This is a genomic window from Phenylobacterium sp. (assembly GCF_031425575.1).
In the GTDB taxonomy this organism is placed as follows: Bacteria; Pseudomonadota; Alphaproteobacteria; order Caulobacterales; family Caulobacteraceae; genus Phenylobacterium.
Genome location: NZ_JANPJP010000043.1, coordinates 1 through 21,979 on the forward strand (window position 1 = coordinate 1; position 21,979 = coordinate 21,979).

General features: G+C 67.8%; 24 protein-coding genes. 14 read left to right on the forward strand and 10 right to left on the reverse strand.

The features are described from left to right. Positions 1-604 (reverse strand): Crp/Fnr family transcriptional regulator (locus RMO97_RS02165; protein ID WP_310538913.1); only part of this gene is annotated, 604 nt, incomplete at its 3' end. 129 nt (positions 605-733) lie between these two features. Here RMO97_RS02165 and RMO97_RS02170 point away from each other — a divergent pair. The 5 genes from RMO97_RS02170 (at position 734) to RMO97_RS02190 (ending at position 6,079) form a co-directional block, all read left to right on the forward strand. Continuing rightward, positions 734-1,141 (forward strand): ribonucleotide reductase subunit alpha, encoded by a 408-nt coding sequence (locus tag RMO97_RS02170; RefSeq protein ID WP_310538914.1) that lies wholly within the window; start codon positions 734-736, stop codon positions 1,139-1,141. Positions 1,142-1,194: 53 nt separating this feature from the next. Further along, positions 1,195-2,817, forward strand: a complete 1,623-nt coding sequence (locus RMO97_RS02175; protein WP_310538915.1) for a carboxyl transferase domain-containing protein — start codon at positions 1,195-1,197, stop codon at positions 2,815-2,817. 106 nt (positions 2,818-2,923) lie between these two features. Continuing rightward, entirely contained in the window at positions 2,924-3,760 is an 837-nt protein-coding gene (locus RMO97_RS02180) for an enoyl-CoA hydratase-related protein (protein ID WP_310538916.1), read from the forward strand. Between the two features lie 43 nt (positions 3,761-3,803). Further along, a complete protein-coding gene (locus RMO97_RS02185) occupies positions 3,804-5,678 on the forward strand; it encodes an acetyl/propionyl/methylcrotonyl-CoA carboxylase subunit alpha (protein WP_310538917.1) in 1,875 nt (624 codons plus the stop codon). Further along, positions 5,678-6,079, forward strand: coding sequence for a DUF1489 family protein (locus RMO97_RS02190; protein ID WP_310538918.1), 402 nt, complete (start codon positions 5,678-5,680; stop codon positions 6,077-6,079). Before RMO97_RS02185 ends, RMO97_RS02190 begins: the two co-directional genes overlap by 1 nt. Position 6,080: 1 nt before the next feature. On the opposite strand, the gene panC is transcribed toward RMO97_RS02190, so the two are convergent. After that, positions 6,081-6,929 (reverse strand): pantoate--beta-alanine ligase, encoded by an 849-nt coding sequence (gene panC / locus RMO97_RS02195; RefSeq protein ID WP_310538919.1) that lies wholly within the window; start codon positions 6,927-6,929, stop codon positions 6,081-6,083. A gap of 169 nt (positions 6,930-7,098) precedes the next feature. Between panC and RMO97_RS02200 the strand changes: the two genes are divergently transcribed. After that, positions 7,099-7,914 (forward strand): division plane positioning ATPase MipZ, encoded by an 816-nt coding sequence (locus tag RMO97_RS02200; protein WP_310538920.1) that lies wholly within the window; start codon positions 7,099-7,101, stop codon positions 7,912-7,914. Continuing rightward, the gene (locus RMO97_RS02205) at positions 7,914-8,333 is read left to right on the forward strand and encodes a molecular chaperone DnaJ (protein ID WP_310538921.1); all 420 of its coding nucleotides are present in this window, start codon (positions 7,914-7,916) and stop codon (positions 8,331-8,333) included. Before RMO97_RS02200 ends, RMO97_RS02205 begins: the two co-directional genes overlap by 1 nt. 4 nt (positions 8,334-8,337) lie before the next feature. Here RMO97_RS02205 and RMO97_RS02210 read toward each other — a convergent pair whose 3' ends face one another. Beyond that, positions 8,338-9,690 carry a D-alanyl-D-alanine carboxypeptidase gene (locus RMO97_RS02210; RefSeq protein WP_310538922.1) on the reverse strand — a complete coding sequence of 451 codons (1,353 nt, stop codon included), beginning with the start codon at positions 9,688-9,690 and terminating at the stop codon, positions 8,338-8,340. A 298-nt stretch (positions 9,691-9,988) separates the two neighbouring features. Here RMO97_RS02210 and RMO97_RS02215 point away from each other — a divergent pair, with 298 nt between their 5' ends. From RMO97_RS02215 to RMO97_RS02230, 4 genes are all read left to right on the forward strand, one after another. Then, positions 9,989-10,423, forward strand: a complete 435-nt coding sequence (locus tag RMO97_RS02215; protein WP_304778235.1) for a phasin family protein — start codon at positions 9,989-9,991, stop codon at positions 10,421-10,423. 133 nt (positions 10,424-10,556) lie between these two features. Continuing rightward, positions 10,557-11,018 carry a RidA family protein gene (locus RMO97_RS02220; protein WP_310538923.1) on the forward strand — a complete coding sequence of 154 codons (462 nt, stop codon included), beginning with the start codon at positions 10,557-10,559 and terminating at the stop codon, positions 11,016-11,018. Further along, positions 11,015-11,773 (forward strand): glycerophosphodiester phosphodiesterase, encoded by a 759-nt coding sequence (locus tag RMO97_RS02225; protein WP_310538924.1) that lies wholly within the window; start codon positions 11,015-11,017, stop codon positions 11,771-11,773. The genes RMO97_RS02220 and RMO97_RS02225 overlap by 4 nt, the downstream gene beginning before the upstream one ends. Beyond that, complete coding sequence (locus RMO97_RS02230; protein WP_310538925.1) at positions 11,770-12,933, forward strand: GNAT family N-acetyltransferase; 1,164 nt, start codon at positions 11,770-11,772, stop codon at positions 12,931-12,933. Before RMO97_RS02225 ends, RMO97_RS02230 begins: the two co-directional genes overlap by 4 nt. Here the strand turns inward: RMO97_RS02230 and RMO97_RS02235 are convergent. Continuing rightward, complete coding sequence (locus RMO97_RS02235; protein WP_310538926.1) at positions 12,930-13,520, reverse strand: DUF5655 domain-containing protein; 591 nt, start codon at positions 13,518-13,520, stop codon at positions 12,930-12,932. The two genes, RMO97_RS02230 and RMO97_RS02235, sit on opposite strands and share 4 nt — an antisense overlap. Before the next feature lie 52 nt (positions 13,521-13,572). Between RMO97_RS02235 and RMO97_RS02240 the strand changes: the two genes are divergently transcribed. Continuing rightward, entirely contained in the window at positions 13,573-14,010 is a 438-nt protein-coding gene (locus RMO97_RS02240; RefSeq protein WP_310538927.1) for an HIT family protein, read from the forward strand. Positions 14,011-14,089: 79 nt separating this feature from the next. Here RMO97_RS02240 and clpA read toward each other — a convergent pair whose 3' ends face one another. From clpA to RMO97_RS02260, 4 genes are all read right to left on the reverse strand, one after another. Continuing rightward, entirely contained in the window at positions 14,090-16,423 is a 2,334-nt protein-coding gene (gene clpA, locus RMO97_RS02245; protein ID WP_310538928.1) for an ATP-dependent Clp protease ATP-binding subunit ClpA, read from the reverse strand. An 8-nt stretch (positions 16,424-16,431) separates the two neighbouring features. Next, complete coding sequence (clpS, locus tag RMO97_RS02250; RefSeq protein ID WP_293493014.1) at positions 16,432-16,761, reverse strand: ATP-dependent Clp protease adapter ClpS; 330 nt, start codon at positions 16,759-16,761, stop codon at positions 16,432-16,434. Positions 16,762-16,927: 166 nt separating this feature from the next. Beyond that, a complete protein-coding gene (locus RMO97_RS02255) occupies positions 16,928-18,205 on the reverse strand; it encodes a DNA polymerase IV (protein ID WP_310538929.1) in 1,278 nt (425 codons plus the stop codon). Positions 18,206-18,258: 53 nt separating this feature from the next. Beyond that, the gene (locus RMO97_RS02260) at positions 18,259-18,909 is read right to left on the reverse strand and encodes a hypothetical protein (protein ID WP_310538930.1); all 651 of its coding nucleotides are present in this window, start codon (positions 18,907-18,909) and stop codon (positions 18,259-18,261) included. 107 nt (positions 18,910-19,016) lie between these two features. Between RMO97_RS02260 and RMO97_RS02265 the strand changes: the two genes are divergently transcribed. After that, positions 19,017-19,382, forward strand: a complete 366-nt coding sequence (locus RMO97_RS02265; RefSeq protein WP_293493017.1) for a response regulator — start codon at positions 19,017-19,019, stop codon at positions 19,380-19,382. A gap of 5 nt (positions 19,383-19,387) precedes the next feature. Beyond that, the gene (locus RMO97_RS02270; RefSeq protein ID WP_310538931.1) at positions 19,388-20,752 is read left to right on the forward strand and encodes a PleD family two-component system response regulator; all 1,365 of its coding nucleotides are present in this window, start codon (positions 19,388-19,390) and stop codon (positions 20,750-20,752) included. Positions 20,753-20,954: 202 nt separating this feature from the next. On the opposite strand, the gene rpmG is transcribed toward RMO97_RS02270, so the two are convergent. Both rpmG and RMO97_RS02280 read right to left on the reverse strand, forming a co-directional pair. Then, positions 20,955-21,122, reverse strand: coding sequence for a 50S ribosomal protein L33 (gene rpmG, locus RMO97_RS02275; RefSeq protein WP_215340033.1), 168 nt, complete (start codon positions 21,120-21,122; stop codon positions 20,955-20,957). A gap of 94 nt (positions 21,123-21,216) precedes the next feature. Continuing rightward, complete coding sequence (locus tag RMO97_RS02280; RefSeq protein ID WP_310538932.1) at positions 21,217-21,930, reverse strand: NUDIX hydrolase; 714 nt, start codon at positions 21,928-21,930, stop codon at positions 21,217-21,219. Between the last annotated feature and the right edge of the window lie 49 nt (positions 21,931-21,979).

A 21,979-nucleotide genomic window follows, 5' to 3' on the forward strand; every position in this document is an offset into this window, starting at 1 on the left:
AGAGGACGAAGTCGTAGTCGCGCTCGACCTCGGAGAACCATTCGGTGGGGGCGTGCTGGGCTTCCGCCCCCACGACGGTGACCGAATAGCCGAGCTTGCCCACCTCGCGGGCGAGGCGGTCCACCTGCGGTCGTACGGCGACCGGCTCCCCGATGGTCACGAAGCCGAACACGGAGGGCGCGGCCCCCGAGGACTTGGTGGCCGCCTGGCGGCTGCGCAGGATCATCAGCCGGGCCAGTTCGACCATCACCTCGGAATCGTCGTCGCAGGCGTCGAAGAAGGCTTCGCGGGGCAGGGCGAAGATTTCCGAATCGCGCAGGGCCACCACGTGGCCCGAGTGCGGCACGCCAGAGATCATCGACATTTCGCCGGCCGGCTCTCCTGGACGGATCACGCCCAGGAACTGCGGCTCGTGGCCTTCCTCGCGGCGGAAGGCGCCCAGGCGCCCGGCGCGCACGAAATACAGGTGATCGGCCGGTTCCCCGGCGTCGAACAGGGTCACGCCGCCCGGCAGGGAGAACCAGGTGGCCTCGCCCTGGGCGCGCTCATCCTCGAAGAGGCGCGAGAGCGCGGAATCAGTCGAGATGCCCGGTAGGTTCGCCACGGAGCGGGAGCCTAAGGTGCGTCCGGCCGGGTGGAAACCGATTCTGCGTGGCGCACCCTCGGCGGCCGATGGCCGGCCGGTTTGATCTGCCGCATGGTTGGCGGCGGCGATTGGCGCCAGAATCGCCTCATGACTCAAAGCTCTCACTTCCGCCAGCTCCTCGAAGCCGCCGCCACCCAGCCCGATCCGCAGCGCCTGCTGTTCGTCTTCGCCGCCGCCGAACTGCCCGACGGGGCCACCGAGGCCCAGCGTGAGCGCTTCCTGGCCGGCGAGGGCGGCGCCCTCGCGCCCCTGATGTGCGTCGACAAGGCCCCAGGCGAACTGGCGAATTTCGAGGCGCTGTTGGCGGAGTCCCGACGCGCCGGGCCGCCCTGGCAGGTCGCCTTCGCCGCCAGCCTGTCCGGATCGGGCGGCGCCCCGCCCACCACGGCCCAGATTGAGGTGGCCCTGCAGGCCATGGTCGACGCCGTGCGCGTCGGCGGCGTCGGCCGCTTCGCCGCCTACGACCCGGATGGCGAGCCCATCCTCTTCCAATAGGCGCGAGGGGCGCGGCCCTAGCCTGCATCGCCGGGCCCGGCTATGCCTGCTCCATGCCCACACTGAAGTCCGCCATCGACATCCACGGCGAGGCCTTCCAGGCCAATGATCAGGTCAATCGCGCCCTGGCCGCCCAGCTGCGCGAGCGGGTGGCCGCCGCGGCGCTTGGCGGCCCCGAGGAGTCCCGTAAGCGCCATGAGGCGCGCGGCAAGCTGCTGCCCCGCCAGCGGGTCATGCGCCTGCTGGACGCCGGTTCGCCCTTCCTGGAGGTGGGAGCGCTCACCGCCTACGGCCTCTATGACGGCGAGGCGCCGGGCGCGGGCGTGATCACCGGCATCGGCCGGGTCGCCGGCCGCGAGGTGATGATCGTCGCCAATGACGCCACGGTGAAGGGCGGCGCCTACTTCCCGCTGACCGTGAAGAAGCACCTGCGGGCCCAGGAAGTGGCCCTGCAGAACCGGCTGCCCTGCATCTATCTGGTGGATTCCGGCGGCGCGAACCTGCCCCACCAGGCCGAGGTCTTTCCTGATCGTGACCATTTCGGCCGCATCTTCTTCAACCAGGCCCGCATGAGCGGTGAGGGGATCGCCCAGATCGCCTGCGTCATGGGGTCCTGCACGGCCGGCGGGGCCTATGTCCCGGCCATGAGCGATGAGACCGTCATCGTGCGCGGCGCCGGCGAGGAGAGCCAGGGGACCATCTTCCTGGGCGGCCCGCCCCTGGTGAAGGCCGCCACCGGCGAGGTGATCTCCGCCACCGAGCTCGGCGGCGCCGACACCCATGGCCGGCGCTCGGGCGTGGTGGACCATGTGGCGGTGGACGATGAGCACGCCCTGCAGATCGTCCGCGCCATCGTCGCCAACCTGAACACCCGCAAGCCGGACCAGGTCGTGCTGGCCGAGCCTCGCGAGCCGCTGTTCGACCCTGAGGAACTCTACGGGATCGTCCCCACCGATGTCCGCGCCCCCTACGACGTGCGCGAGGTGATCGCCCGGATCGTCGACGGTTCGGAGTTCGACGAGTTCAAGGCGCTGTACGGCACGACCCTGGTCACCGGCTTCGCCCGCATCTGGGGCCAGCCGGTGGCCATCCTGGCCAATAACGGGGTGCTGTTCTCAGAGAGCGCGCTCAAGGGCGCCCACTTCATCGAGCTGGCGTGCAAGCGGGGCGTTCCGCTCGTGTTCCTGCAGAACATCTCGGGCTTCATGGTCGGCGGCAAGTACGAGGCCGGCGGCATCGCCAAGGACGGCGCCAAGCTGGTGACGGCGGTGGCCTGCGCTGAGGTGCCCAAGTTCACCGTCCTGATCGGCGGCTCCTTTGGGGCCGGCAACTACGGCATGTGCGGCCGGGCCTATTCCCCGCGCTTCATGTGGAGCTGGCCCAACAGCCGGATCAGCGTCATGGGCGGTGAGCAGGCCGCCAGCGTGCTGGCCACCATTCGCCGCGACGGCGTCGAGGCCCGGGGCGGCGAATGGCCCGCCGCCGAGGAAGAGGCCTTCAGGGCCCCGATCCGCGACCGCTACGAAACCGAGGGCGACCCCTATTTCGCCACGGCCCGGCTGTGGGACGACGGCGTCATCGATCCGGTCCAGACCCGGGACGTCCTGGGCCTCTCGATCTCGGCGGCCCTCAACGCGCCGATCCCGGAGACCCGGTTCGGCGTCTTCCGCATGTAGGCGCCTTCGGCGTCGATCCGGCCTGGGTCGCGCCCGATCAGGACCTATGTCAAAGACCCGGCGTTGGGATTATGTCCCGGTGCGACATCGCAAGAAGAGGCTGCCCATGACCAATCCCATCGCCGATCCCATGGTCGAGGTTCCCGACACCGACGTGGATGAGACCCTTGTGCAGATCGAGGCCACGGTCGAAGGCGTCGCCATGGTGACGATCAATCGTCCCGAGCGGCGCAACGCCTTTGACGCCCGGCTGATCGCGGCCCTGCACGAAGCCTTCGAGACCCTGCAGGGCGCCGAGGGCGTGCGGGTGGTCTTCCTGCGTGGAGCCGGTGGAATCTTCAGCGCCGGCGCCGATCTCGACTGGATGCGAGAGGCCGCCGACCGCACCGAGAGCGACAACCGCGAAGACGCCTACGCCATGGCCAAGATGCTCAAGAGCCTCTGGGACATTCCGGCCCTGACCGTGGCCTTGGTGGAGGGCGGCGCCTACGGCGGCGGCGCCGGCCTGGCGGCGACCTGCGATCTGGCCGTCTCCACGGCGGACGCCAAGTTCAGCTTCTCGGAGGTTCGGCTGGGCCTGATCGCCGCCACCGTCAGCCCCTATGTGGTGGGGGCGGTCGGCCCTCGGACGGCGCGCGCCTTGTTCGCCACCGGTTCGGTGTTCGACGCCGCCTATGCCGAGAAGATCGGCCTGATCACCGAGGTGGTGGCCGACACCGCGGGCCTCGACGCCGCTTGCGCCCGCATCGCCGCCGAGATGATGGCCTGCGCCCCCGGCGCGGTCGCCGACTCCAAGAAGCTGGTGGAGGATGTGGCCTACAAGCCCATCGAGGACGTGATGGAGGAGACCGCAAAGCGCATCGCCCGCACCCGGGTCAGCCCGGAAGGGCAGGAAGGCGTCCGCGCCTTCCTCGACAAGCGTAAAGCCTCCTGGGTCGTTTGATCGGCCGCTGGCAGGACTCTCCACGGCCAACTAGGATCGCGGCATGATCAGTTCCGTGCTCGTCGCCAACCGTGGAGAGATCGCCCGCCGGGTCTTCAGGACCGCCCGGCGCATGGGGATCGCCACGGTGGCCGTCTATTCGCAGGCCGACGCCGACGCGCCCCCTGTGCGCGAAGCCGACCAGGCCGTGCTGATCGGCCCAGGCGCCGCGCGCGAGAGCTATCTGGTGGGCGAGAAGATCATCGCGGCCGCCCTGCAGACCGGGGCCGAGGCCATCCATCCCGGTTACGGATTCCTCTCCGAGAACGCCGCCTTCGCCGAGGCGGTTATGGGCGCCGGCCTGATCTGGATCGGCCCGCCGCCCACCGCCATCAAGGCCATGGGTTTAAAAGACGCTGCCAAGTCTTTGATGCAGAAAGCAAATGTCCCGGTGACCCCGGGCTATCTGGGAGACGACCAGTCCCTGGAACAACTGCAGGCGGTGACCAAAGATATCGGCTACCCCGTGCTCATCAAGGCCGTGGCCGGCGGCGGCGGCAAGGGTATGCGCAGGGTCGACCGGCCCGAGGACTTCGCCGCCGCGCTCGCCTCCTGCCAGCGGGAGGCCGCCGCGAGCTTCGGCGACGCCAAGGTGCTGATCGAGACCTATGTCTCCCGGCCGCGCCACATCGAGGTGCAGATCTTCGGCGACAGCCACGGAAATGTCGTCCACCTGTTCGAGCGCGACTGCTCCCTGCAGCGCCGCCACCAGAAGGTCATCGAGGAGGCGCCGGCGCCGGGCATGAGCGACGCCGCCCGCGCCGCCGTCACCCAGGCCGCGGTCAAGGCCGCCAAGGCGGTGAACTATGTCGGCGCCGGCACGGTGGAGTTCATCGCCGACGCCAGCGCGGGGCTTCAACCCGACCGCATCTGGTTCATGGAGATGAACACCCGCCTGCAGGTGGAGCATCCGGTCACCGAGGCGGTCACCGGAGTGGATCTGGTGGAGTGGCAGTTCCGCGTCGCCTCCGGCGAGCCCCTGCCGCTGACTCAGGATGAGATCCGGCTGAACGGCCACGCGGTGGAAGCCCGGCTCTATGCCGAGAACCCGGCCGCGGGCTTCCTGCCCTCCATCGGCGTGCTGGAGCATTTCATCATGCCAGGCGACATCCGGGTCGACACCGGCGTGGAGGCGGGCGGCGAGGTCAGCCCGTTCTACGACCCGATGATCGCCAAGCTGATCGCCCATGCCCCGACCCGCGAGGGCGCCAGCGATCGCCTCGCCCAGGCCTGCGCCGAGGTGGAGATCTGGCCGGTGAAGACCAATGCCGGCTTCCTGGCCCGCTGCCTGGACCACCCAGAGTTCATCGCCGCGGAGATCGATACCGGCTTCATCGAGCGTCATCTCGACGCCTTGGCGTCCACGCCCGCCCCGTCGGACGAAATCCTGGCGGTGGCCGCCGCGGCGGCCCTGGCCGAGGATGAGGACCAGGCGGGGCCCTGGAAGGGCCTAACCGGCTTCCGCATGAACGCCGCGCCGCAGACGTCAGTGCGCCTGTTCCTCGACGGTCAGCCCATCGACGCCCCCTTGCCGGAGGGCGATATCGAGGCCGACATCCTGATGACGGAGGACGGCGAGGTCGTGGTCTTCGAGGGCGGCGAGACCTATGTGCTCGCCACCCGACCGCCCCTGCGCGACCTCGACGACATGGCCGGTGACGCCCAGGTGCGCTCCCCCATGCCGGGCAAGGTGGTTGCCGTGGCGGTCTCCGTCGGCGACGCCGTGGTGCGCGGGCAGCCCCTGCTCACCCTCGAGGCCATGAAGATGGAGCATGCCCTGACCGCCCCCTTCGACGGGGAGGTGGAGGCTCTGAACGTCTCGGTTGGCGACCAAGTCAGCGAGGGCGTCACCCTGGCCCGCCTGAAGGCGTCGGCCTGATGGCCCTGCACATGCTGCGGCTCTGCGTCGGCTGCGACACCATCGAGGATTTGCTGGCCTATCACCCTGACGACAGCGAGCCCTGGCTGCTGCACACCCGGATGAGCCCCAAGCGCGCCGATGAGCTGCTGGACGGCGGCTCGCTGTACCGGATCTTCAAGGGGATGATCCTCTGCCACCAGCGCATCCTCGCGGTGCGCACGGTCGGCGAGCACCCCAACGCCCGCTGCGAGATCACCCTGGACCCGGCGATCATCCGCGTCGCCCCCACGCCGCGCCGCGCCTTCCAGGGCTGGCGGTATTTCGATCCCAAGGACGTGCCGCCGGACCTCGACACCAGCGCCGACGGCGAGATCCCCATGGAGCTGGCGCGCCAGCTTCGCGAGGTCGGCGCTTGGTAGGCTAGACCGCCATGTTGTCGATCAGGCGGGTCTTGCCGAGGATCCCGGCGGCCAGGACGCGGGCCGACCCGGTGATGGGCCCCGGCCCAAGTTCCGCTAGGCTCGACGCGTCGCGCACCTCGAAATAGTCGATGCGGGAAAAGCCGGCCCGTTCCAGGGCGGCGCGGCCGGTGTTCTCCACACGGTCCACCGGCGTCCCCGCGCGCAGCCGCTCCACGGCGTCGCGCAGGGCGGCGGCCAGGCTGGGGGCGGCCTCGCGCTCGGCCGGGGTCAGATAGGCGTTGCGGGAGGACAGGGCCAGGCCGTCCTCGGCGCGGGCCGTGGGGGCCCCGATCACCTGCACGGGAATGTCCAGGTCGGCCGCCAGCCGCTTGATCACCTGGAGCTGCTGGTAGTCCTTCTCGCCGAACACCGCGATGTCAGGCCCGCACTGCAGGAGCAGCTTGCTCACCACCGTGGCCACGCCCGCAAAATGGCCCGGCCGCGCCGCGCCGTCCAGGGGTTCGGAGACGCCGCTTACCGTCACGGTGGTGGAAAAGCCCGGCGCGTACATCTCTGTCACGGTCGGCGCGAACAGCAGGTCACAGCCCACGCTCTCCAGCAGGGCCGCGTCCTTGGCCTCGTCCCGGGGATAGGCGTCGAAGTCCTCATGCGGCGCGAACTGGGTCGGGTTGACGAAGACGCTGGCGACCACGCGCTGGGCGCGGGTCCTGGCTAGGGTCACCAGGGACAGGTGGCCCGAGTGCAGCGCCCCCATGGTGGGAACCAGGCCGACGCTTTCACCGGCCTTGCGCCAGGCGGCGACCTGGCTGCGGAGCTCGGCGACGGTGCGGGCGATGGGCAGCGGCATAGGGGAGCTCCGTCACGAAAAGGCGGGCCGCTTATGACTTTGAAGTGGGCATCCGTCCACAGGCGGCGGCGTCTGTTGCGTTGACGGGGCAGGGGTGGCGGCCTCACCTGTTAACCAATCGAATCAGCGCAACGACGCTGGCTGAGATGGTGTGGAGTTTTAAAGAACCATGTCCCAACCCAAGGTCATTGTGGTCGGTAACGAGAAGGGTGGCGCGGGCAAGTCGACGCTGGCTATCCATATCGCCACGGCCCTGCTGCACTCGCACGCCCGGGTCTCGGTGCTTGACCTCGACCTGCGCCAGCAGTCCATGGGCCACTTCTTCGCCCACCGCGCCGCCTGGCTGGCCGCCAACGGCGTCAGCGCCCCGATGCCCGTCGAACACCCGCTCAGCGCCGACTTGGCCAAGGCGTCCGATGAGGAGTCGCTCGCGCGCTTCGAGGAAGCCTTCAACGCCGCCGAGGCGTCCGACTACATCCTGATCGACACGCCGGGCGGGGACACTGCGGTCAGCCGCGCCGCCCACGGCATGGCCGACCTGATCGTCACCCCCATGAACGACAGCTTCGTCGACTTCGACATGCTGGGCGTCGTCGATCCCGTCACCCTCGATCTGAAGCGGCCCAGCCTCTATTCCGAGACCGTCTGGAACAGCCGCAAGATTCGAGCTGCGGCCAGCGGCAAGTCCATCGACTGGGTGGTGCTGCGCAACCGTCTGGCCCCCACCGAGGCGCGCAACCGCCGCCGGGTGGATGAGCGCGTCCAGGCCCTGTCGCGCCGGGTCGGTTTCCGCGTCGGTCCGGGCCTTCGCGACCGGGTGATCTATCGTGAGCTCTTCCCCTTCGGCCTGACCATCGCCGACCTCTCCCCGACGATCCGCCCCGTGGCCATGTCGCTGCAGCACGTGGCCGCCCGCCAGGAGTTGCGCGCCCTGGTGGGGTCGCTCGGCCTGGACGTGGGCGATGAGCTGATGGCCGCCCAGTAGTGTCCTATATCGCGCTGGGTTGCGTGATCCTGGCGCTGCTGATGTGGGCGGGCGGCGGCAAGGCGATGCTCAAGCGTCGCGAGTGGCGCTTTATCTCCGGCGGCCTTGCGATCATGGCCTTCGCCGGCGCGGCCTATGTGGGCCTTGTCGGCAAGTGGGGCTCGGCCATCGTCCTGGTGGTGCTGGGCCTGGGCCTTGCGGTCTCCACCCGCCGCACTGGCGTCATGCCGCCCACCAAGGGCGGGACCATGAGCGACGCCGAGGCCCGCTCCATCCTGGGGGTCGGCGCCGATGCGTCCATTGAGGAGGTCCAGGCCGCCTATAGCCGCCTGATGCGTATGGCCCATCCCGACAAGGGCGGCACAGACGGCCTGGCCGCCCAGCTCAATGCGGCCCGCGACAGGCTGACCCGCAGGTAGGGCGTCAGCCCGGCTTCACGACCATGCAGGGGACCTTCTTGGCCTTGAGGGCGCCGCAGGCGTCCTTGGCGGAGGCCTCGGTGAATCCCTTGAAGCGGGCGCGATAGGTGCCGCCGACGGAATCGGTGGCGCCGTCGGCCTTGCCGAAGTGCTTGCCGAACCGCTGTTCCACCAGGGTGAGCTGTTCCTTGGCCAGGGACTTGGACTTGAAGGCGCCGACCTGGACCACCCACTTGCCGGCCGGCTTGCGCTCTTCCTTCTCCGCCTTCTTGCTCTCGGTCTTGGGCTTGTCGGCCGATTGCGGGCCGCGCAGCAGGTTGCGGGTGGGGGAGACGAAGTCGTTGCTGGAGAAGGTGGGCGGCGGCGGAGCCGAGGCCAGCACGATCCTCAGCCCGTCTTGCTCGCCATCGCCCTGTTCGATCGACGGGCGCTCGATGGGGCCGATGGGTTCAGGCTCGAACAGGTTCTGGGCGATGGTGATCTTCTCGCCGCGGGCGCGGCGGTTCATGACGTCGAAGCCGGTGAGCAGCAGGTCCTCGGCGTTGTTGTTGCGCTTGGCGGTGGACGGCGCGCCCAGCACCACGGCGATCAGGCGGCGGTTGTCGCGTACGGCCGAGATCGCGATGTTGTAGCCCGAGGCGTTAGTGTAGCCGGTCTTCAACCCATCCACGCCGGGCATCGCGCCCAGCAGGCCATTGTGGTTGCGCATTGGCGTGCCGCGGAAGGTGAACTGCTGCTGGCTGAACAGGCGATAGTACTGCGGATAGTCGCGCATCACGGCGCGCGACAGGATGCCGAGGTCGCGGGCGGTGGAGACCTGGCGGCTGTCGGGCAGGCCCGAGGCGTTCACGAAGCGGGTGTTGGCCATGCCCAGTTCCTGAGCCCGCAGGGTCATCATGGCCGCGAACCGGGCCTCGGATCCCCCCAGCTTCTCGGCCATCGCCACGGCGACGTCGTTGGCCGACTTGATGGCGAGCGCCTGCATCGCCTCCTGCACCGTCAGCGACTCGCCGGCCGCAAGGCCCAGCTTGGTGGGCGCCTGGGCGGCCGCGCGCGGCGAGATCATGATCCGGTCATCGGGCTGCAGGCGGCCTGAGCCCAGCGCCTCGAAGGCCAGGTAGAGCGTCATGATCTTGGTGATGGAGGCCGGATAGCGGGGGCTGTCGGCGCGCTTGGCGTAGAGAACCTCGCCGGTCTTCGCATCCACCACGATGGCCGCGTACTTCGGCGCCGTGGTGGGCAGGGACGGCATCGAGAGGTAGGGAATCTGCGCCTGGGCGGAGGTCGCCAGGGGTGAGACCGCCGTCAAGGCGGCGGCGCCAAGGGCGAGGAACAGGCGGCGGGCGCGCTCGAACATTGCGGTTCGTCCGTCGAATCAAAGGGTTGGGCGACCCCCCGGGTCGCCGTAATGGAACCCTATCATGACAGGTCGGAGCTTGCGCGAGAGTAAACACCTCTTGAGCGAGCGCTTTTGTCGCGTTGAGGGTTGTGCGGGCGCCAAGACGAATTCGCGCGGACGGCGATTGTGCACTGCAACAAAGTCGCTTGACTGCTGCAGTGCAACATGAGAAATAGGCTGCGAGTTCAAACAGCCGCAACGCCCGACTGGTGCGACGCGGCATAGCCCGTCAACCACGTTCCCCGGAGTTTTCATCATGGCCGCCGCCGAAACCGTCAAGAACACCGTCGAGCAGTTCACCACCGCCGGCAACACCGCCTTCAAGGACGCCATCGAAAAGTCGCTGGCCGGCCTCAATGAAGCCAACGCCCATTCCAAGAAGAACCTGGAAGCCGTCATCGCCTCGGTGACCGCCGCCACCAAGGGCGCTGAAGCCCTCGGCGCCCAGGCCACCGCCTATTCCAAGAAGGCCGTGGAAGCCAACGTCGCCGCCGCCAAGTCGCTCTCGGGCGCCAAGTCGATCCAGGAAGTGGTCGAGCTGCAGACCAGCTTCGCGAAGTCCGCCATGGAAGCCTACATGGCCGAGCTCTCCAAGATGGGTGAGATCGTCCAGGCTTCGGTGAAGGACTCCATGAAGCCCCTCAACGAGCGCGTCACCGCCGCCGTCGAGAAGCTGCAGGCCGTCCGCTAAGCTTTCCCAAGTCCCTCCAGCCGCGCCGGCGTATTTGGCGCGGACCCTGCGGAGGCCCGGACCGGAAACGGTCCGGGCCTTTTGCGTTTTCAGACCGTGACCGCACCCCTGAATCCGCGCTAGAGGTGCGACCATGTCACAGGTCGAAGAACGCTTGGCCGCGCAGGGGATCACCCTCCCGCAGCCCGTCGCCCCGGTCGCCAACTATGTCCCGTTCGTACGGGTCGGCGGCCTCGTCCACATATCGGGTCAAGTCTCCCTGGACGCCAGTGGGGGCGTCCGCGGCATCGTCGGCGAGGATGTCGACATGGAGACCGCCAAGGGCGCGGCGCGCCTGTGCGGAATCAACCTGATCGCCCAGATGCGCGTCGCCTGTGAGGGTGACCTCGACCGCGTCGTCCGGGTGGTCAAGCTCGGCGGCTTTGTGCAGGCCGGCCCCGGCTTCTTCGAAATCCCCCAGGTGGTCAACGGCGCCTCCGACGTCATGGTCGCCGCCTTCGGGGACGCCGGAAAGCACGCCCGCTCGGCGGTGGGCGTCTACCGCCTGCCGATGAACTTCGCCGTCGAGGTCGACGCCGTGGTGGAAATCCGATGAAGGACCGCAAGAACACCTTCGGCGAGGCCTGGGACTTCCTATTCCACCCGCCTGTCGCCCACCGCGGCCTGTGGTCGCCCGACGGCGTGCCGGAGAATTCCCTGGGCGCCTTCCAGGCCGCCTGCCAGGCCGGCTACGGCGTCGAGCTGGACGTCCATCTCTCCGCCGACGGGGAGGCCATGGTCTTTCACGATCACGGCCTGAAGCGGATGACCGGGGTCGAGGGCAAGCTGCGGGACCGCACCGCAGCCGACCTCGGCGAGCTGCGGCTCAAGGGGACCGATGAGCGCATTCCCACCCTGATGGAGACCCTGGCCCTGATCGGCCACCGGGCCATGGTCCATGTGGAGCTGAAGACCGACTTCGGCGCCGTGGGCCCCCTGGAGCAGCGGGTGCACGAGATTCTGATCGACCACGCCGGCCCGACCTGCGTCATCGGCTTCAATCCCTATTCCCACGCCTGGTTCGCCGACCGCTTCCCCGGCGTGCTGCGCGGCCTGGACAGCTACAGCTGGGAAGAGGATACGCCCCACCTCTCCGCCGAGCAGCGCAAGTCCTTCGCCCGGTTGGAGCAGGTCTCCATCGCCCGGCCGCACTTCCTGGCCATGAGCCTGGACATGGTCCGCAGTGAAGCCGCCGTGAAGCACCGCGCTGAGGGCATGCCCGTCGTCGCCTGGACCGTGCGCAAGCCCGAGCAGTGGGACGACCTGAAGGACCACTGCGACAACCTGATCTTCGAGGGCTGGGCCGCGTGAACCTGAAGGCGGCGGTGAAGGTCAGCCGCCGGATCTCCGAGATTGGCCGCGAAGGCTGGGAGGCCTGCGCCGGCAATCCGGACTATGCCGCCAACCCCTTCGTTTCCTTCGACTTCCTGGACATCGTCGAGGAGTCCGGCTGCGCCGTCGAGCGCATGGGCTGGGGCCCGCAGCACCTGTCGGTGGAGGGCGAAGACGGGCAGGTGGCTGCGGTCATGCCACTCTATCTGAAGTCCCACAGTCAGGGCGAATACATCTTCGACCACAGCTGGGCGGAGGCCTATGAGCGGGCCGGGGGCCGGTACTATCCCAAGCTGCTGTCGGCGGCGCCCTTCACGCCGGCCACCGGCCCGCGCCTTCTGGTGCGGCCGGGCGTCGATGTCGAGGCCGCGCGCAAGACGCTGCTCGCCGGGGCGATGACCCTGTGCGAGCGCTACGATTCCTCGGGCGTCCACATCAACTTCCCCACTGACGACGAGTGGACCTGGCTGGGCGGGCAGGGGCTCGCCCTGCGCGAGGGCCAGCAGTACCACTGGGAAAACGCCGGCTACGCCGACTTCGACGCCTTCCTGGCGGCCCTGTCCTCAGGCCGCCGCAAGACGATCCGGCGCGAACGCCGCGACGCCCAAGCCGTCGTCGAGATCCTGCCCCTGACCGGCGCCGACATCACTGAGGAACACTGGGACGCCTTCTACGGCTTCTACATGGACACCGGGTCGCGCAAGTGGGGCCGGCCCTACCTCAACCGCCTGTTCTTCTCCCTGCTGGGGGAGCGGATGGCCGATCGGGTGCTGCTGGTGATGGCCAGGCGCGAGGGCCGCTGGGTGGCCGGCGCGCTCAACCTGATCGGCGGCGATTGTCTCTACGGCCGCAACTGGGGCTGCGTCGAGGACATCCCCTTCCTGCACTTCGAGCTCTGCTATTATCAGGCCATCGAGTGGGCCATCGGCCGGGGCCTGGCCCGGGTCGAGGCCGGCGCGCAGGGCCAGCACAAGATCGCCCGCGGCTACCTGCCCAGCCCAGTCCGCTCGGCTCACTTCATCGCCGACCCCATGCTGCGGGGCCCGGTCGAGGACTTCGTCGCCCGCGAGCGTGAGGCGGTGGAGGGCGAGATGGAGTGGCTGGCGGAAGAGTACTCGCCGTTCCGCCGGGAGAGCTAGGAGGCCTCCCAAGCCTGCTCGATCAGCGCCAGGAGGTTGGCGTCCAGGTCGGCGGGAGAGGTCAGGGTGAGCTTGGATTTCAGCCGCTCCGACCATCCCTCGGCCTTGGGCTGCGCCAGTCTCGGATCGGCGTCGGGCGGCACGGCCAGGCCCAACACCACCTGGCCGCCCTTGGCGGGCTTGGCCGAGGCGAACTGGAAGTTGCGGGAAAATCCGGTGAAGGCCTTTCGCTGGCCGGTGACCACGTCGGGCAGGGCGGTGGCGGCGCGCTCGATGGCCTCGAAGATCGCCGCCGACGCCGGATCGCTCCACACCCCGGCCCGAAGCTTCTCCGGCTGGTCCCAGCCCGCCCCGGTGGGGAAGGCGGCCGACATCACCATATTGGCGCGGTTCATGCCCAGACCGTGGTGTTCCTTCAGCCAGGCGATCCGGGTCATGGTCTTGGTCTCGGGACAGGTCTTCGCGATGGCGACCCACTCATCCATCGCCTTGCCGGTCTCCTTCTCCAGGCTCGCGCGCGCCGTGGCGAAGTACTTCTGCTGACGGGGGCTGAGGCCCTTGGTGTTGTCGGCGTCGGCGCTTCCCATCGTGGGCTCTCTCTGTGCTAGGACGCTTCCGAGACCTCAGCAGGAGCGCGCCATGAGCTTGGACGGGACCTACGACGACGGCAATATCTTCGCCAAGATCCTGCGCGGCGAGATGCCCAGCGCGCGCGTGTTCGAGGACAGCCACGTCTACGCCTTCATGGACGTCTTTCCCCAGGCCCGCGGCCACACCCTGGTGATTCCCAAGCACTCCACCGCCCGCAACCTGCTGGAGGAGGACCCCGCCACCCTCGCGCCGCTGATCCTGGGCGTGCAGCGCGTCACCCGGGCGGTGCGCGCGGCTCTGAAGCCGGACGGTATCGTGGTGACTCAGTTCAACGGCGCGCCAGCTGGCCAGACCATCTACCATCTGCACTTCCACATCATCCCGCGCTGGGAAGGCCAGGCCCTGGGACGGCACGGGGAGGGTGGCATGGCCGATCCAACCGAACTTAAGGCCCTCGCCGACCAGATCGCCGCGCAGATCGTCTGACGCGCGTCTCAGCAGTCAGACCCAAAGAAAAACCCCGGCCTCTCGACCGGGGTTTTCCATTTCAGCTTGTCGAGACGGCCTAGCCGGCCAGCTCCGGGGCGGCGCTGGCCGCGTCCTCGGCTGGGTTCTCGATGATCGGCGCGCCGGGCTCGGTGTTCTCGCCCTCGATCTCGAAGGCCAGCTTGGAGTCCTTCAGCACCACCTTCACGTGGCCACCCTTCACCAGCTTGCCGAACAGGATCTCGTCGGCCAGCGGCTTCTTGATGTGCTCCTGGATGACCCGGGCCAGCGGCCGGGCTCCGTACAGCTCGTCGAACCCGTTCTTGGCCAGCCAGTCGGCGGCCTCGTCCGTGGTCTCGATGGTGACGTGACGGTCGGCCAGCTGCGCTTCCAGCTGAATGACGAACTTCTGGACGACCTGACGGATGATGTCCTGGGTCAGAGGCTTGAACGGCACCACCGCGTCGAGGCGGTTGCGGAATTCCGGCGTGAACAGGCGCTTCAGGGCCTCGTCGACCTCGTCGGCCTGCTTCCCGCGGCCAAAGCCGATGGAATTGCGCTGGGCGTCGGAGGCGCCGGCGTTGGTGGTCATGATCAGGACCACATTGCGGAAGTCGACCTTCTTGCCATTGGAGTCCGTCAGGACCCCGTGGTCCATGACCTGCAGCAGGATGTTGAAGACGTCCGGGTGGGCCTTCTCGATTTCGTCCAGCAGCACCACGCAGTGCGGGTGCTGGTCGACGGCGTCGGTCAGCAGGCCGCCCTGGTCGAAACCGACATAGCCGGGAGGCGCGCCGATCAGGCGGCTGACCGTGTGGCGCTCCATGTATTCCGACATGTCGAAGCGCAGCAGCTCGATGCCCATGGTGCCGGCCAGTTGCCGCGCGGTCTCGGTCTTGCCGGTGCCCGTGGGGCCCGAGAACAGGTAGCAGCCGATCGGCTTGTTGGGATCGCGCAGGCCGGCGCGGGCCATCTTCATGGCTGCCGACAGTTGCTCGATGGCGTCGTCCTGACCATAGACGGCGCGCTTCAGGTCCTCGTGCAACTGCTTCAGCGCCTCGGTGTCGGTCTTGGAGACCGACTTCGGCGGGATGCGGGCGATCTTGGCGACAACAGCCTCGACCTCCTTCAGGCCGATGGTCTTCTTGCGACGACCCTCCGGCAGCAGCATCTGGCTCGCGCCCGCCTCATCGATAATGTCGATGGCCTTGTCGGGCAGCTTGCGGTCGGTGATGTAGCGGGCCGACAGCTCCACCGCCGCCTTGATGGCGTCGTTGGTGTAGCGGAGCTTGTGGAAGTCCTCGTAGTAGGTCTTCAGCCCCTTGAGGATCTTGATGGTGTCCTCGATCGTCGGCTCGTTCACGTCGATCTTCTGGAAGCGGCGGACGAGCGCCCGATCCTTCTCGAAGTGCTGGCGGAACTCCTTGTAGGTGGTCGAGCCCATGCAGCGCAGGGAGCCCGAGGCCAGGGCCGGCTTCAGCAGGTTGGAGGCGTCCATGGCCCCGCCGCTGGTGGCGCCGGCGCCGATCACCGTGTGGATCTCGTCGATGAACAGGATCGCGTCGGCGTGGTTCTCCAGTTCCTTGACCACCTGCTTCACGCGCTCTTCGAAGTCGCCGCGATAGCGGGTGCCGGCCAGCAGGCTGCCCATATCGAGGGAGAAGATGGTGGCGCCCGCCAGGACCTCGGGGACCTGATGGTTGACGATCTTGCGCGCCAGGCCCTCTGCGATGGCGGTCTTGCCCACGCCGGGGTCGCCCACCAGCAGGGGGTTGTTCTTGGTGCGGCGGCACAGGATCTGGATGCAGCGCTCGACCTCGGAGGACCGCCCGATCAGGGGATCGACCTTGCCCTGCTTGGCCTTCTCGTTAAGGTTGACGCAGTAGGCCTCAAGGGCCTCGCCGCCGGTCTTCACCGCGGGCTTGTCCTCGTCTTCCGAACCCTTGACGGGCTTGGCCGCACCCTCGGCGCCGGCCTTCTTGGCGATGCCGTGGGCGATGTAGTTCACCGCGTCATACCGCGTCATGTCCTGCTCTTGCAGGAAGTAGGCGGCGTGGCTCTCGCGCTCGGAGAAGATGGCCACCAGCACGTTGGCGCCGGTCACTTCTTCGCGGCCCGAGGACTGCACGTGGATCACCGCGCGCTGGATTACCCTCTGGAAGCTCGGCGTGGGCTTGGCGTCTTCACCATCGTCCACCACCAGCGAGCGCAGCTCGTTGTCCACGTAGTTGGTCAGGGTCGTCTTCAGCGACGGAAGCTCGACGTCGCAGGCTTTCATCACGCCGGCGGCGTCCTCATCGTCGATGAGGGACAGGAGCAGATGCTCCAGGGTCGCGTACTCGTGCTTTCGCTGATTGGCGAAGGCCACCGCGCGGTGGAGGGATTCTTCTAAGTGGCGTGAGAATGACGGCAAGCTGGGCCTCAATCCTTTTCCATGGTGCATTGCAACGGATGCTGATGCCGGCGCGCGGTATCAACGACCTGGGCCACCTTTGTTTCCGCCACTTCGTAGGTGAACACGCCGCACACGCCCACACCGTGTTGGTGGACATGCAGCATGATCGTCGTCGCTTCTTCGCGCGACTTGTGGAAGTACTGCTCAAGCACATAAACGACGAACTCCATCGGAGTGTAGTCGTCGTTGAGGAGCAGCACCCGGTACAGAGACGGCTTTTGCGTCTTCGGCTTGGTCTTCGTGATGACCGCCGATTTTACGCCCGTCTCTTGATCACCTTGCTTTCGCTCGGCCATCGAACAGGTCTCCTCGGCGGCCACGGGACCGCCCTACAGATGGATTAGATATGGAAAAGACGGCCTTATGGAAGGGTCGAAATGGTCGCGCGCTGCGAGTTCGTCCGAAAGGCCACAGTTTTTACCATGCTAACAGGCTGGCAGATGGGCGCCGGCCCTCTGGTATTCAATCCTGAGCCGAGGATTTCCCGCGCAGGGCGCGTCCGGAGGTCAGGGCCGCGGCGCCGAATCGCGCCCGGATCGCATCGGCGGTCTTCTCACCGGCCAGGGTTCGGCGTTCGTCGCCGCCAAAGAAGTCGTCCTCCACGTCCTGCGGCTCGATGAGATCGGTGATCCCGACCCCGATCAGCCGCCAGGAGCGGTTGGCGCCGCCGCTCTTCAGCTCCGCCGCCAGCAACTCCTTGCCGATGGCCAGGATAGAGCGGGTCGTCTGGGTCGGGACGGGCAGGGTCTTGCGGCGGGTGAGGATCTTGAAGTCGGCGCCGCGCAGTTTCAGCGTCACCACCCTGCCGGCCACATTGCCGCTCCGGGCCTGACGCCCGACCTTTTCCGCCAGCCACGGAAGTTGCTCCTCCAGGTCGGCCTGCCTGCGCAGGTCCTCGTTGAAGGTGGTCTCGGCGCTGATCGACTTGCGGATCTGGTCGGGGTTCACGACCCGGGTGTCGCGGCCGTGGGCGAGCGCATGCAGGCGCAGGCCGTTGGGGCCGAAGCGGGCCGCCAGGTCCTTGATGTCGGCGCGCGCGATATCCCCCACGGTGACGAAGTTGGAACTCTCCAGACTTGAGACCATGGCGGGTCCCACACCCGGCAGGATGCCCACCGGCTTCCTGGCCAGGAATTCGGTCGCCTCGGCCCCGATCACCGAGAAGCCGCGGGGCTTGTCCAGGTCCGAGGCGATCTTGGCCAGGAACTTGTTGGCCGCCAGGCCGATGGAGACGGTGATCCCCACCTCAGCCTCGATACGGGTTTGCAGCCGGGCCAGGGTCTCGGCGGGCGTAGCTCCGTGCAGGCGCTGCGTCCCCGACAGGTCCAGCCAGGCCTCGTCCAGGGACAGGGGCTGAACCAGCGGCGTCAGGTCGGCCATCATCGCCATGATCCGCCGGCTCTCGGTGCGGTACTTGCTGAAGTCCGGCTTGATGATCACCGCCTGGGGGCAGGCCTTGATGGCCTTGAACATCGGCATGGCCGATCGCACGCCATTGATCCGGGCGATGTAGCAGCAGGTGGTCACCACCCCGCGCCGTCCGCCGCCGACGATCACCGGCAGGTCCCGCAGCTCGGGCCGGTCGCGCTTCTCCACCGAGGCGTAGAAGGCGTCGCAGTCCATGTGGGCGATGGACAGGCTGTCCAGCTCGGCGTGCGCCACGATGCGCGGCGAGCAGCAGGCGGGGCACCGGCGCTCAAAGTCGCCGTGGTGCAAGCAGTCGCGGCAGAGCGCGCTCACGGCCTTGTCTCCACGGCGCCGGTCATGACGACCAGCATACCTGATTTGTTCCGCTAGCCGATGGCCTGTTCGATGGCCGCCCGAAGTTCGTCCCAGTCGTCGATGCGCGTGTGCAGGTCGGGCTTGGCCGGGGCCAGTGGGCGCAGTCTCGGATCGGCCACATGCTGGAAGCGGGTCACGTGCGGCGCCGTCTCCGCCACCGAGTCGAGGTTGGAGATCAGGTCGTCGATAAACACCGATGGCCCGGCGGTCTGCGCCGCGAGACCCGCCGCCAGCGGACCCTTGGGCCCGGTGTTGAGGATCAGCGGATAGTCCATGCCGTGCCGCCCCAGCCAGCGGGCGCGGGCCAGGCGGGCAGGGCCCGGCGCATTGGTCAGGATCACGATCGCCGCCTGCTCCGACAGGCCCTCCAAGGCCTGGGCGCCCCCCGGCGTCGGCGTCATGTCGCCGCAGCCGTATCGAAAGAAGTCCTCGTAGTGCTTACGTCCGTCGTCGATCGCCAGGTGTTCGCTCTCGCCTGGACGGTAGATGTTCTGAAACAGCGCGAACTTTTCGACCCGGAACTCCAGGCCGCGGCCCTCCAGAAAGGTCCCAAAGCCTTGCATGAACAGGCCCAGCACCTCGTCGACGTCGACGATCAGCAGCGGCCTGTTGGTGTCGAGGCCCAGGTCGGTGAGACGGGGGGCGCGGGGCGGTTCGGCCAAGGGACCTCCGAAATGCGACTAACGCGAGTTTAAGGATATCCGTGAGATCAAGGGGCTCAAGGCGAGATCGGTGACCGATTCGCAAGACCAAGGATCGTCAGACGAAAATGGCCAAGAAGGTCCTCATCGTCGAGGATAACGAGCTGAACATGAAGCTGTTTCATGATCTGCTCGATGCCCAAGGCTACGAAACGCTGCAGACCCGCGAGGGTTTGCAGGCGCTGGCGCTCGCCCGCGAACACCGCCCGGACCTGATCCTGATGGATATCCAGCTCCCCGAAATTTCGGGCCTGGAGGTCACCAAGTGGCTCAAGGAAGATGACGAACTGGCCCACATCCCCGTGGTCGCCGTCACCGCCTTCGCCATGAAGGGCGATGAGGAGCGTATCCGCGAGGGCGGCTGCGAGGCCTACATCTCCAAGCCCATTTCGGTGTCGCACTTCCTCGACACCATTCGTCGTCTTTTGAGTTAGCCGCCATGACCGCGCGCATCCTGGTTGTCGACGACATTGAGGCTAACGTCCGCCTCCTCGAAGCCAAGCTGTCGGCCGAGTACTACGAAGTGCTCATCGCCTATGACGGCCCGACCGCGCTCGCCATCGCCGCCAAGGAAAAGCCCGACATCGTCCTGCTGGACGTCATGATGCCCGGCATGGACGGCTTCCAGGTCTGCCGGCGGCTGAAGGACGATCCTGAGACCCGCCACGTGCCCGTGGTCCTGGTGACCGCTCTGGACGGCCGCGCCGACCGCATCGCCGGCCTCGAGGCCGGGGCCGACGAATTCCTCACCAAGCCCATCGATGACGTCATGCTGTTCGCCCGGGTGCGCAGCCTGACCCGCCTGAAGATGGTGATCGACGAACTGCGCGAGCGCGAGGCCTCGGGCCGCCGCATGGGGGTCATCGCCGGCGCCGCGTCGCGGCTTGGCGGCTCTGGCGGCCGCGTGCTGATCGTCGACGACCACGAACGCCAGGCCCAGCGCGTCGCCAGCGAGCTGGCCATCGAGCACCGCCCGATCATCGAGAGCGACCCGGACAAGGCCTTGATGACCGCCAAGGGTCCGGTGGACCTGGTGATCGTCAATGCGGCCGCGAGATCCTTCGACGGCCTGCGCTTCACCGCCCAGCTTCGGTCCGACGAGGCCACCCGGCACCTGCCGGTCCTGGCCATTGTCGACTTCGACGAACGTCAGCGCCTGGTGAAGGCCTTGGAGATCGGGGTCAACGACATCCTGTCCAAGCCGATCGACCCGCAGGAGCTGTCGGCGCGCGCCAAGACCCAGATCCGGCGCAAGCGCTACACCGACTATCTTCGCGACAACCTCGACCACTCGCTGGAACTGGCCGTCACCGACCAGCTCACCGGCCTGCACAACCGCCGTTATATGGTGGGACAGCTCGAGGCCTTGGTGAAGCGCGCCACCCTGGGGGGCGACCCGGTCGCCTGCCTGCTGATCGACATCGACCACTTCAAGAAGATCAACGACGGCTACGGCCACGACGTGGGCGACGAGGTGCTGCGCGAGTTCGCCGTGCGCCTGGCCTCCAACGTGCGCGCCATCGACCTGCCGTGCCGCTACGGCGGCGAGGAGTTCGTGGTGGTCATGCCCGACACGAAGATCGAGGACGCCGAGCGCATCGCCGAGCGCATCCGTCTGCACGTGGCCGGCTCGCCTTTCCGGGTGATGAACGGCGCCGAGCTGCTGACCGTCACCATCTCTATCGGCGTGGCCGCGACGCTCGGGGCCAAGGACCGCCCCGAAGCCCTCCTCAAGCGCGCCGACGAGGCCGTCTACGAGGCCAAGGCCTCAGGCCGCAACAAGGTCATCGCCCGAGCGGCCTAGAGTTTCTCCCCCCCTTCATGGGGAGGGTGGACGGCGCGCAGCGCCGGACGGGTGGGGAGAGCTGCCGGACCCCAGAACCCTCATTATTCCCCACCCCGACCGCTGGCGCGGTCTGCCCCTCCCCATGAAGGGGAGGGAGGGAAAACGAAAAACGCCCGGTCTCGCGACCGGGCGTCTTGAAATCTCGCGTGGGTCGGCAGACCTACTTGATCTTGCCTTCCTTGAACTCGACGTGCTTGCGCACGACGGGATCGTACTTCTTCATGACCAGCTTGTCGGTCTTGGTCCGCGCGTTCTTCTTCGTCACGTAGAAGAAGCCGGTGTCGGCCGAGGAGTTCAGGCGGATCTTAATTGAGGCGGGCTTCGCCATGGTCGGTCCTCGCGCGGCCGGCTGCGCAGTCGCGCCGGCTGGGTTCTAAAGAGCCGCGGACAATACGAATCCCGAACCCAAAGTCAATCGGCCCCTAGAGAATCCTTGGCTTTGTCGGTCCGGACCGGAAACGCATGTAGGGGATCGGCCGCCCCGGCTCCTCCAGCTGGGCCATGACCTCGGTGATCACCGAGCGGGTGACCATGGGCAGCTTGAGGTCCAACGCCTCCCCGAAATCGAACCAGGCGATCTCCTCCAGCTCGCCGCAGTCGGGTTGCCGCTCCAGGCTCACCAGGCGCTCGGCGTCGGCCATCAGGAACCAGGTGTCGAACCGCTTGGCCAGCATCGGCGGCGTCACGGCGCGGTAGACGAGGCTGAGCGCCTCCAGGTCGGGCGCGGCGCCGTGGGCCATGAACTCGCGCCAGGGGCCAATGGCGGGCCTGGGCTCGACGGGCTTGGCCAGCAGGAGGCCGGCCTCCTCGAAGGTCTCGCGAATCGCCGCCAGGCCGAGGGCGCGGGCCTTACCCGGCGACACATAGGTCTGGAACTTGGCGGCCACCTCGGGCCGCAGGTCCGTGGCGAAAGGGCCCTTGAAATCGGTCTTGTCGACCCGTCCCCCCGGGAAGACCCACAGGTTGGCCATGAAGTCGTGGCCGCCGTGGCGCTTGCCCATCAGCACGCGCGGCTTGGGGCCATCGCGCCGGATGATAAACAGAGTGGCGGCGTCGCGCGGCTTGACGGCCTTGACGCCGGCTTGGCGCACACGGTTGCCCTCGGTCGCACGGGAAGCTTGGTTCGCATCGGTCATGAAACAACTGTATGACCCGAGTCTTCCGGAGGGAACGGCGCCGTAGGGT

What these genes read in the sequence shown, in the direction of transcription:
- RMO97_RS02170 (WP_310538914.1), top strand. Translation starts at nt 734, where the DNA reads ATGACTCAAAGCTCTCACTTCCGCCAGCTCCTCGAAGCCGCCGCCACC.
- RMO97_RS02175 (WP_310538915.1), top strand. Translation starts at nt 1,195, where the DNA reads ATGCCCACACTGAAGTCCGCCATCGACATCCACGGCGAGGCCTTCCAG.
- RMO97_RS02180 (WP_310538916.1), top strand. Translation starts at nt 2,924, where the DNA reads ATGACCAATCCCATCGCCGATCCCATGGTCGAGGTTCCCGACACCGAC.
- RMO97_RS02185 (WP_310538917.1), top strand. Translation starts at nt 3,804, where the DNA reads ATGATCAGTTCCGTGCTCGTCGCCAACCGTGGAGAGATCGCCCGCCGG.
- RMO97_RS02190 (WP_310538918.1), top strand. Translation starts at nt 5,678, where the DNA reads ATGGCCCTGCACATGCTGCGGCTCTGCGTCGGCTGCGACACCATCGAG.
- panC (WP_310538919.1), bottom strand. Translation starts at nt 6,929, where the DNA reads ATGCCGCTGCCCATCGCCCGCACCGTCGCCGAGCTCCGCAGCCAGGTC.
- RMO97_RS02200 (WP_310538920.1), top strand. Translation starts at nt 7,099, where the DNA reads ATGTCCCAACCCAAGGTCATTGTGGTCGGTAACGAGAAGGGTGGCGCG.
- RMO97_RS02210 (WP_310538922.1), bottom strand. Translation starts at nt 9,690, where the DNA reads ATGTTCGAGCGCGCCCGCCGCCTGTTCCTCGCCCTTGGCGCCGCCGCC.
- RMO97_RS02215 (WP_304778235.1), top strand. Translation starts at nt 9,989, where the DNA reads ATGGCCGCCGCCGAAACCGTCAAGAACACCGTCGAGCAGTTCACCACC.
- RMO97_RS02220 (WP_310538923.1), top strand. Translation starts at nt 10,557, where the DNA reads ATGTCACAGGTCGAAGAACGCTTGGCCGCGCAGGGGATCACCCTCCCG.
- RMO97_RS02225 (WP_310538924.1), top strand. Translation starts at nt 11,015, where the DNA reads ATGAAGGACCGCAAGAACACCTTCGGCGAGGCCTGGGACTTCCTATTC.
- RMO97_RS02235 (WP_310538926.1), bottom strand. Translation starts at nt 13,520, where the DNA reads ATGGGAAGCGCCGACGCCGACAACACCAAGGGCCTCAGCCCCCGTCAG.
- RMO97_RS02240 (WP_310538927.1), top strand. Translation starts at nt 13,573, where the DNA reads ATGAGCTTGGACGGGACCTACGACGACGGCAATATCTTCGCCAAGATC.
- clpS (WP_293493014.1), bottom strand. Translation starts at nt 16,761, where the DNA reads ATGGCCGAGCGAAAGCAAGGTGATCAAGAGACGGGCGTAAAATCGGCG.
- RMO97_RS02265 (WP_293493017.1), top strand. Translation starts at nt 19,017, where the DNA reads ATGGCCAAGAAGGTCCTCATCGTCGAGGATAACGAGCTGAACATGAAG.
- RMO97_RS02270 (WP_310538931.1), top strand. Translation starts at nt 19,388, where the DNA reads ATGACCGCGCGCATCCTGGTTGTCGACGACATTGAGGCTAACGTCCGC.
- rpmG (WP_215340033.1), bottom strand. Translation starts at nt 21,122, where the DNA reads ATGGCGAAGCCCGCCTCAATTAAGATCCGCCTGAACTCCTCGGCCGAC.
- RMO97_RS02280 (WP_310538932.1), bottom strand. Translation starts at nt 21,930, where the DNA reads ATGACCGATGCGAACCAAGCTTCCCGTGCGACCGAGGGCAACCGTGTG.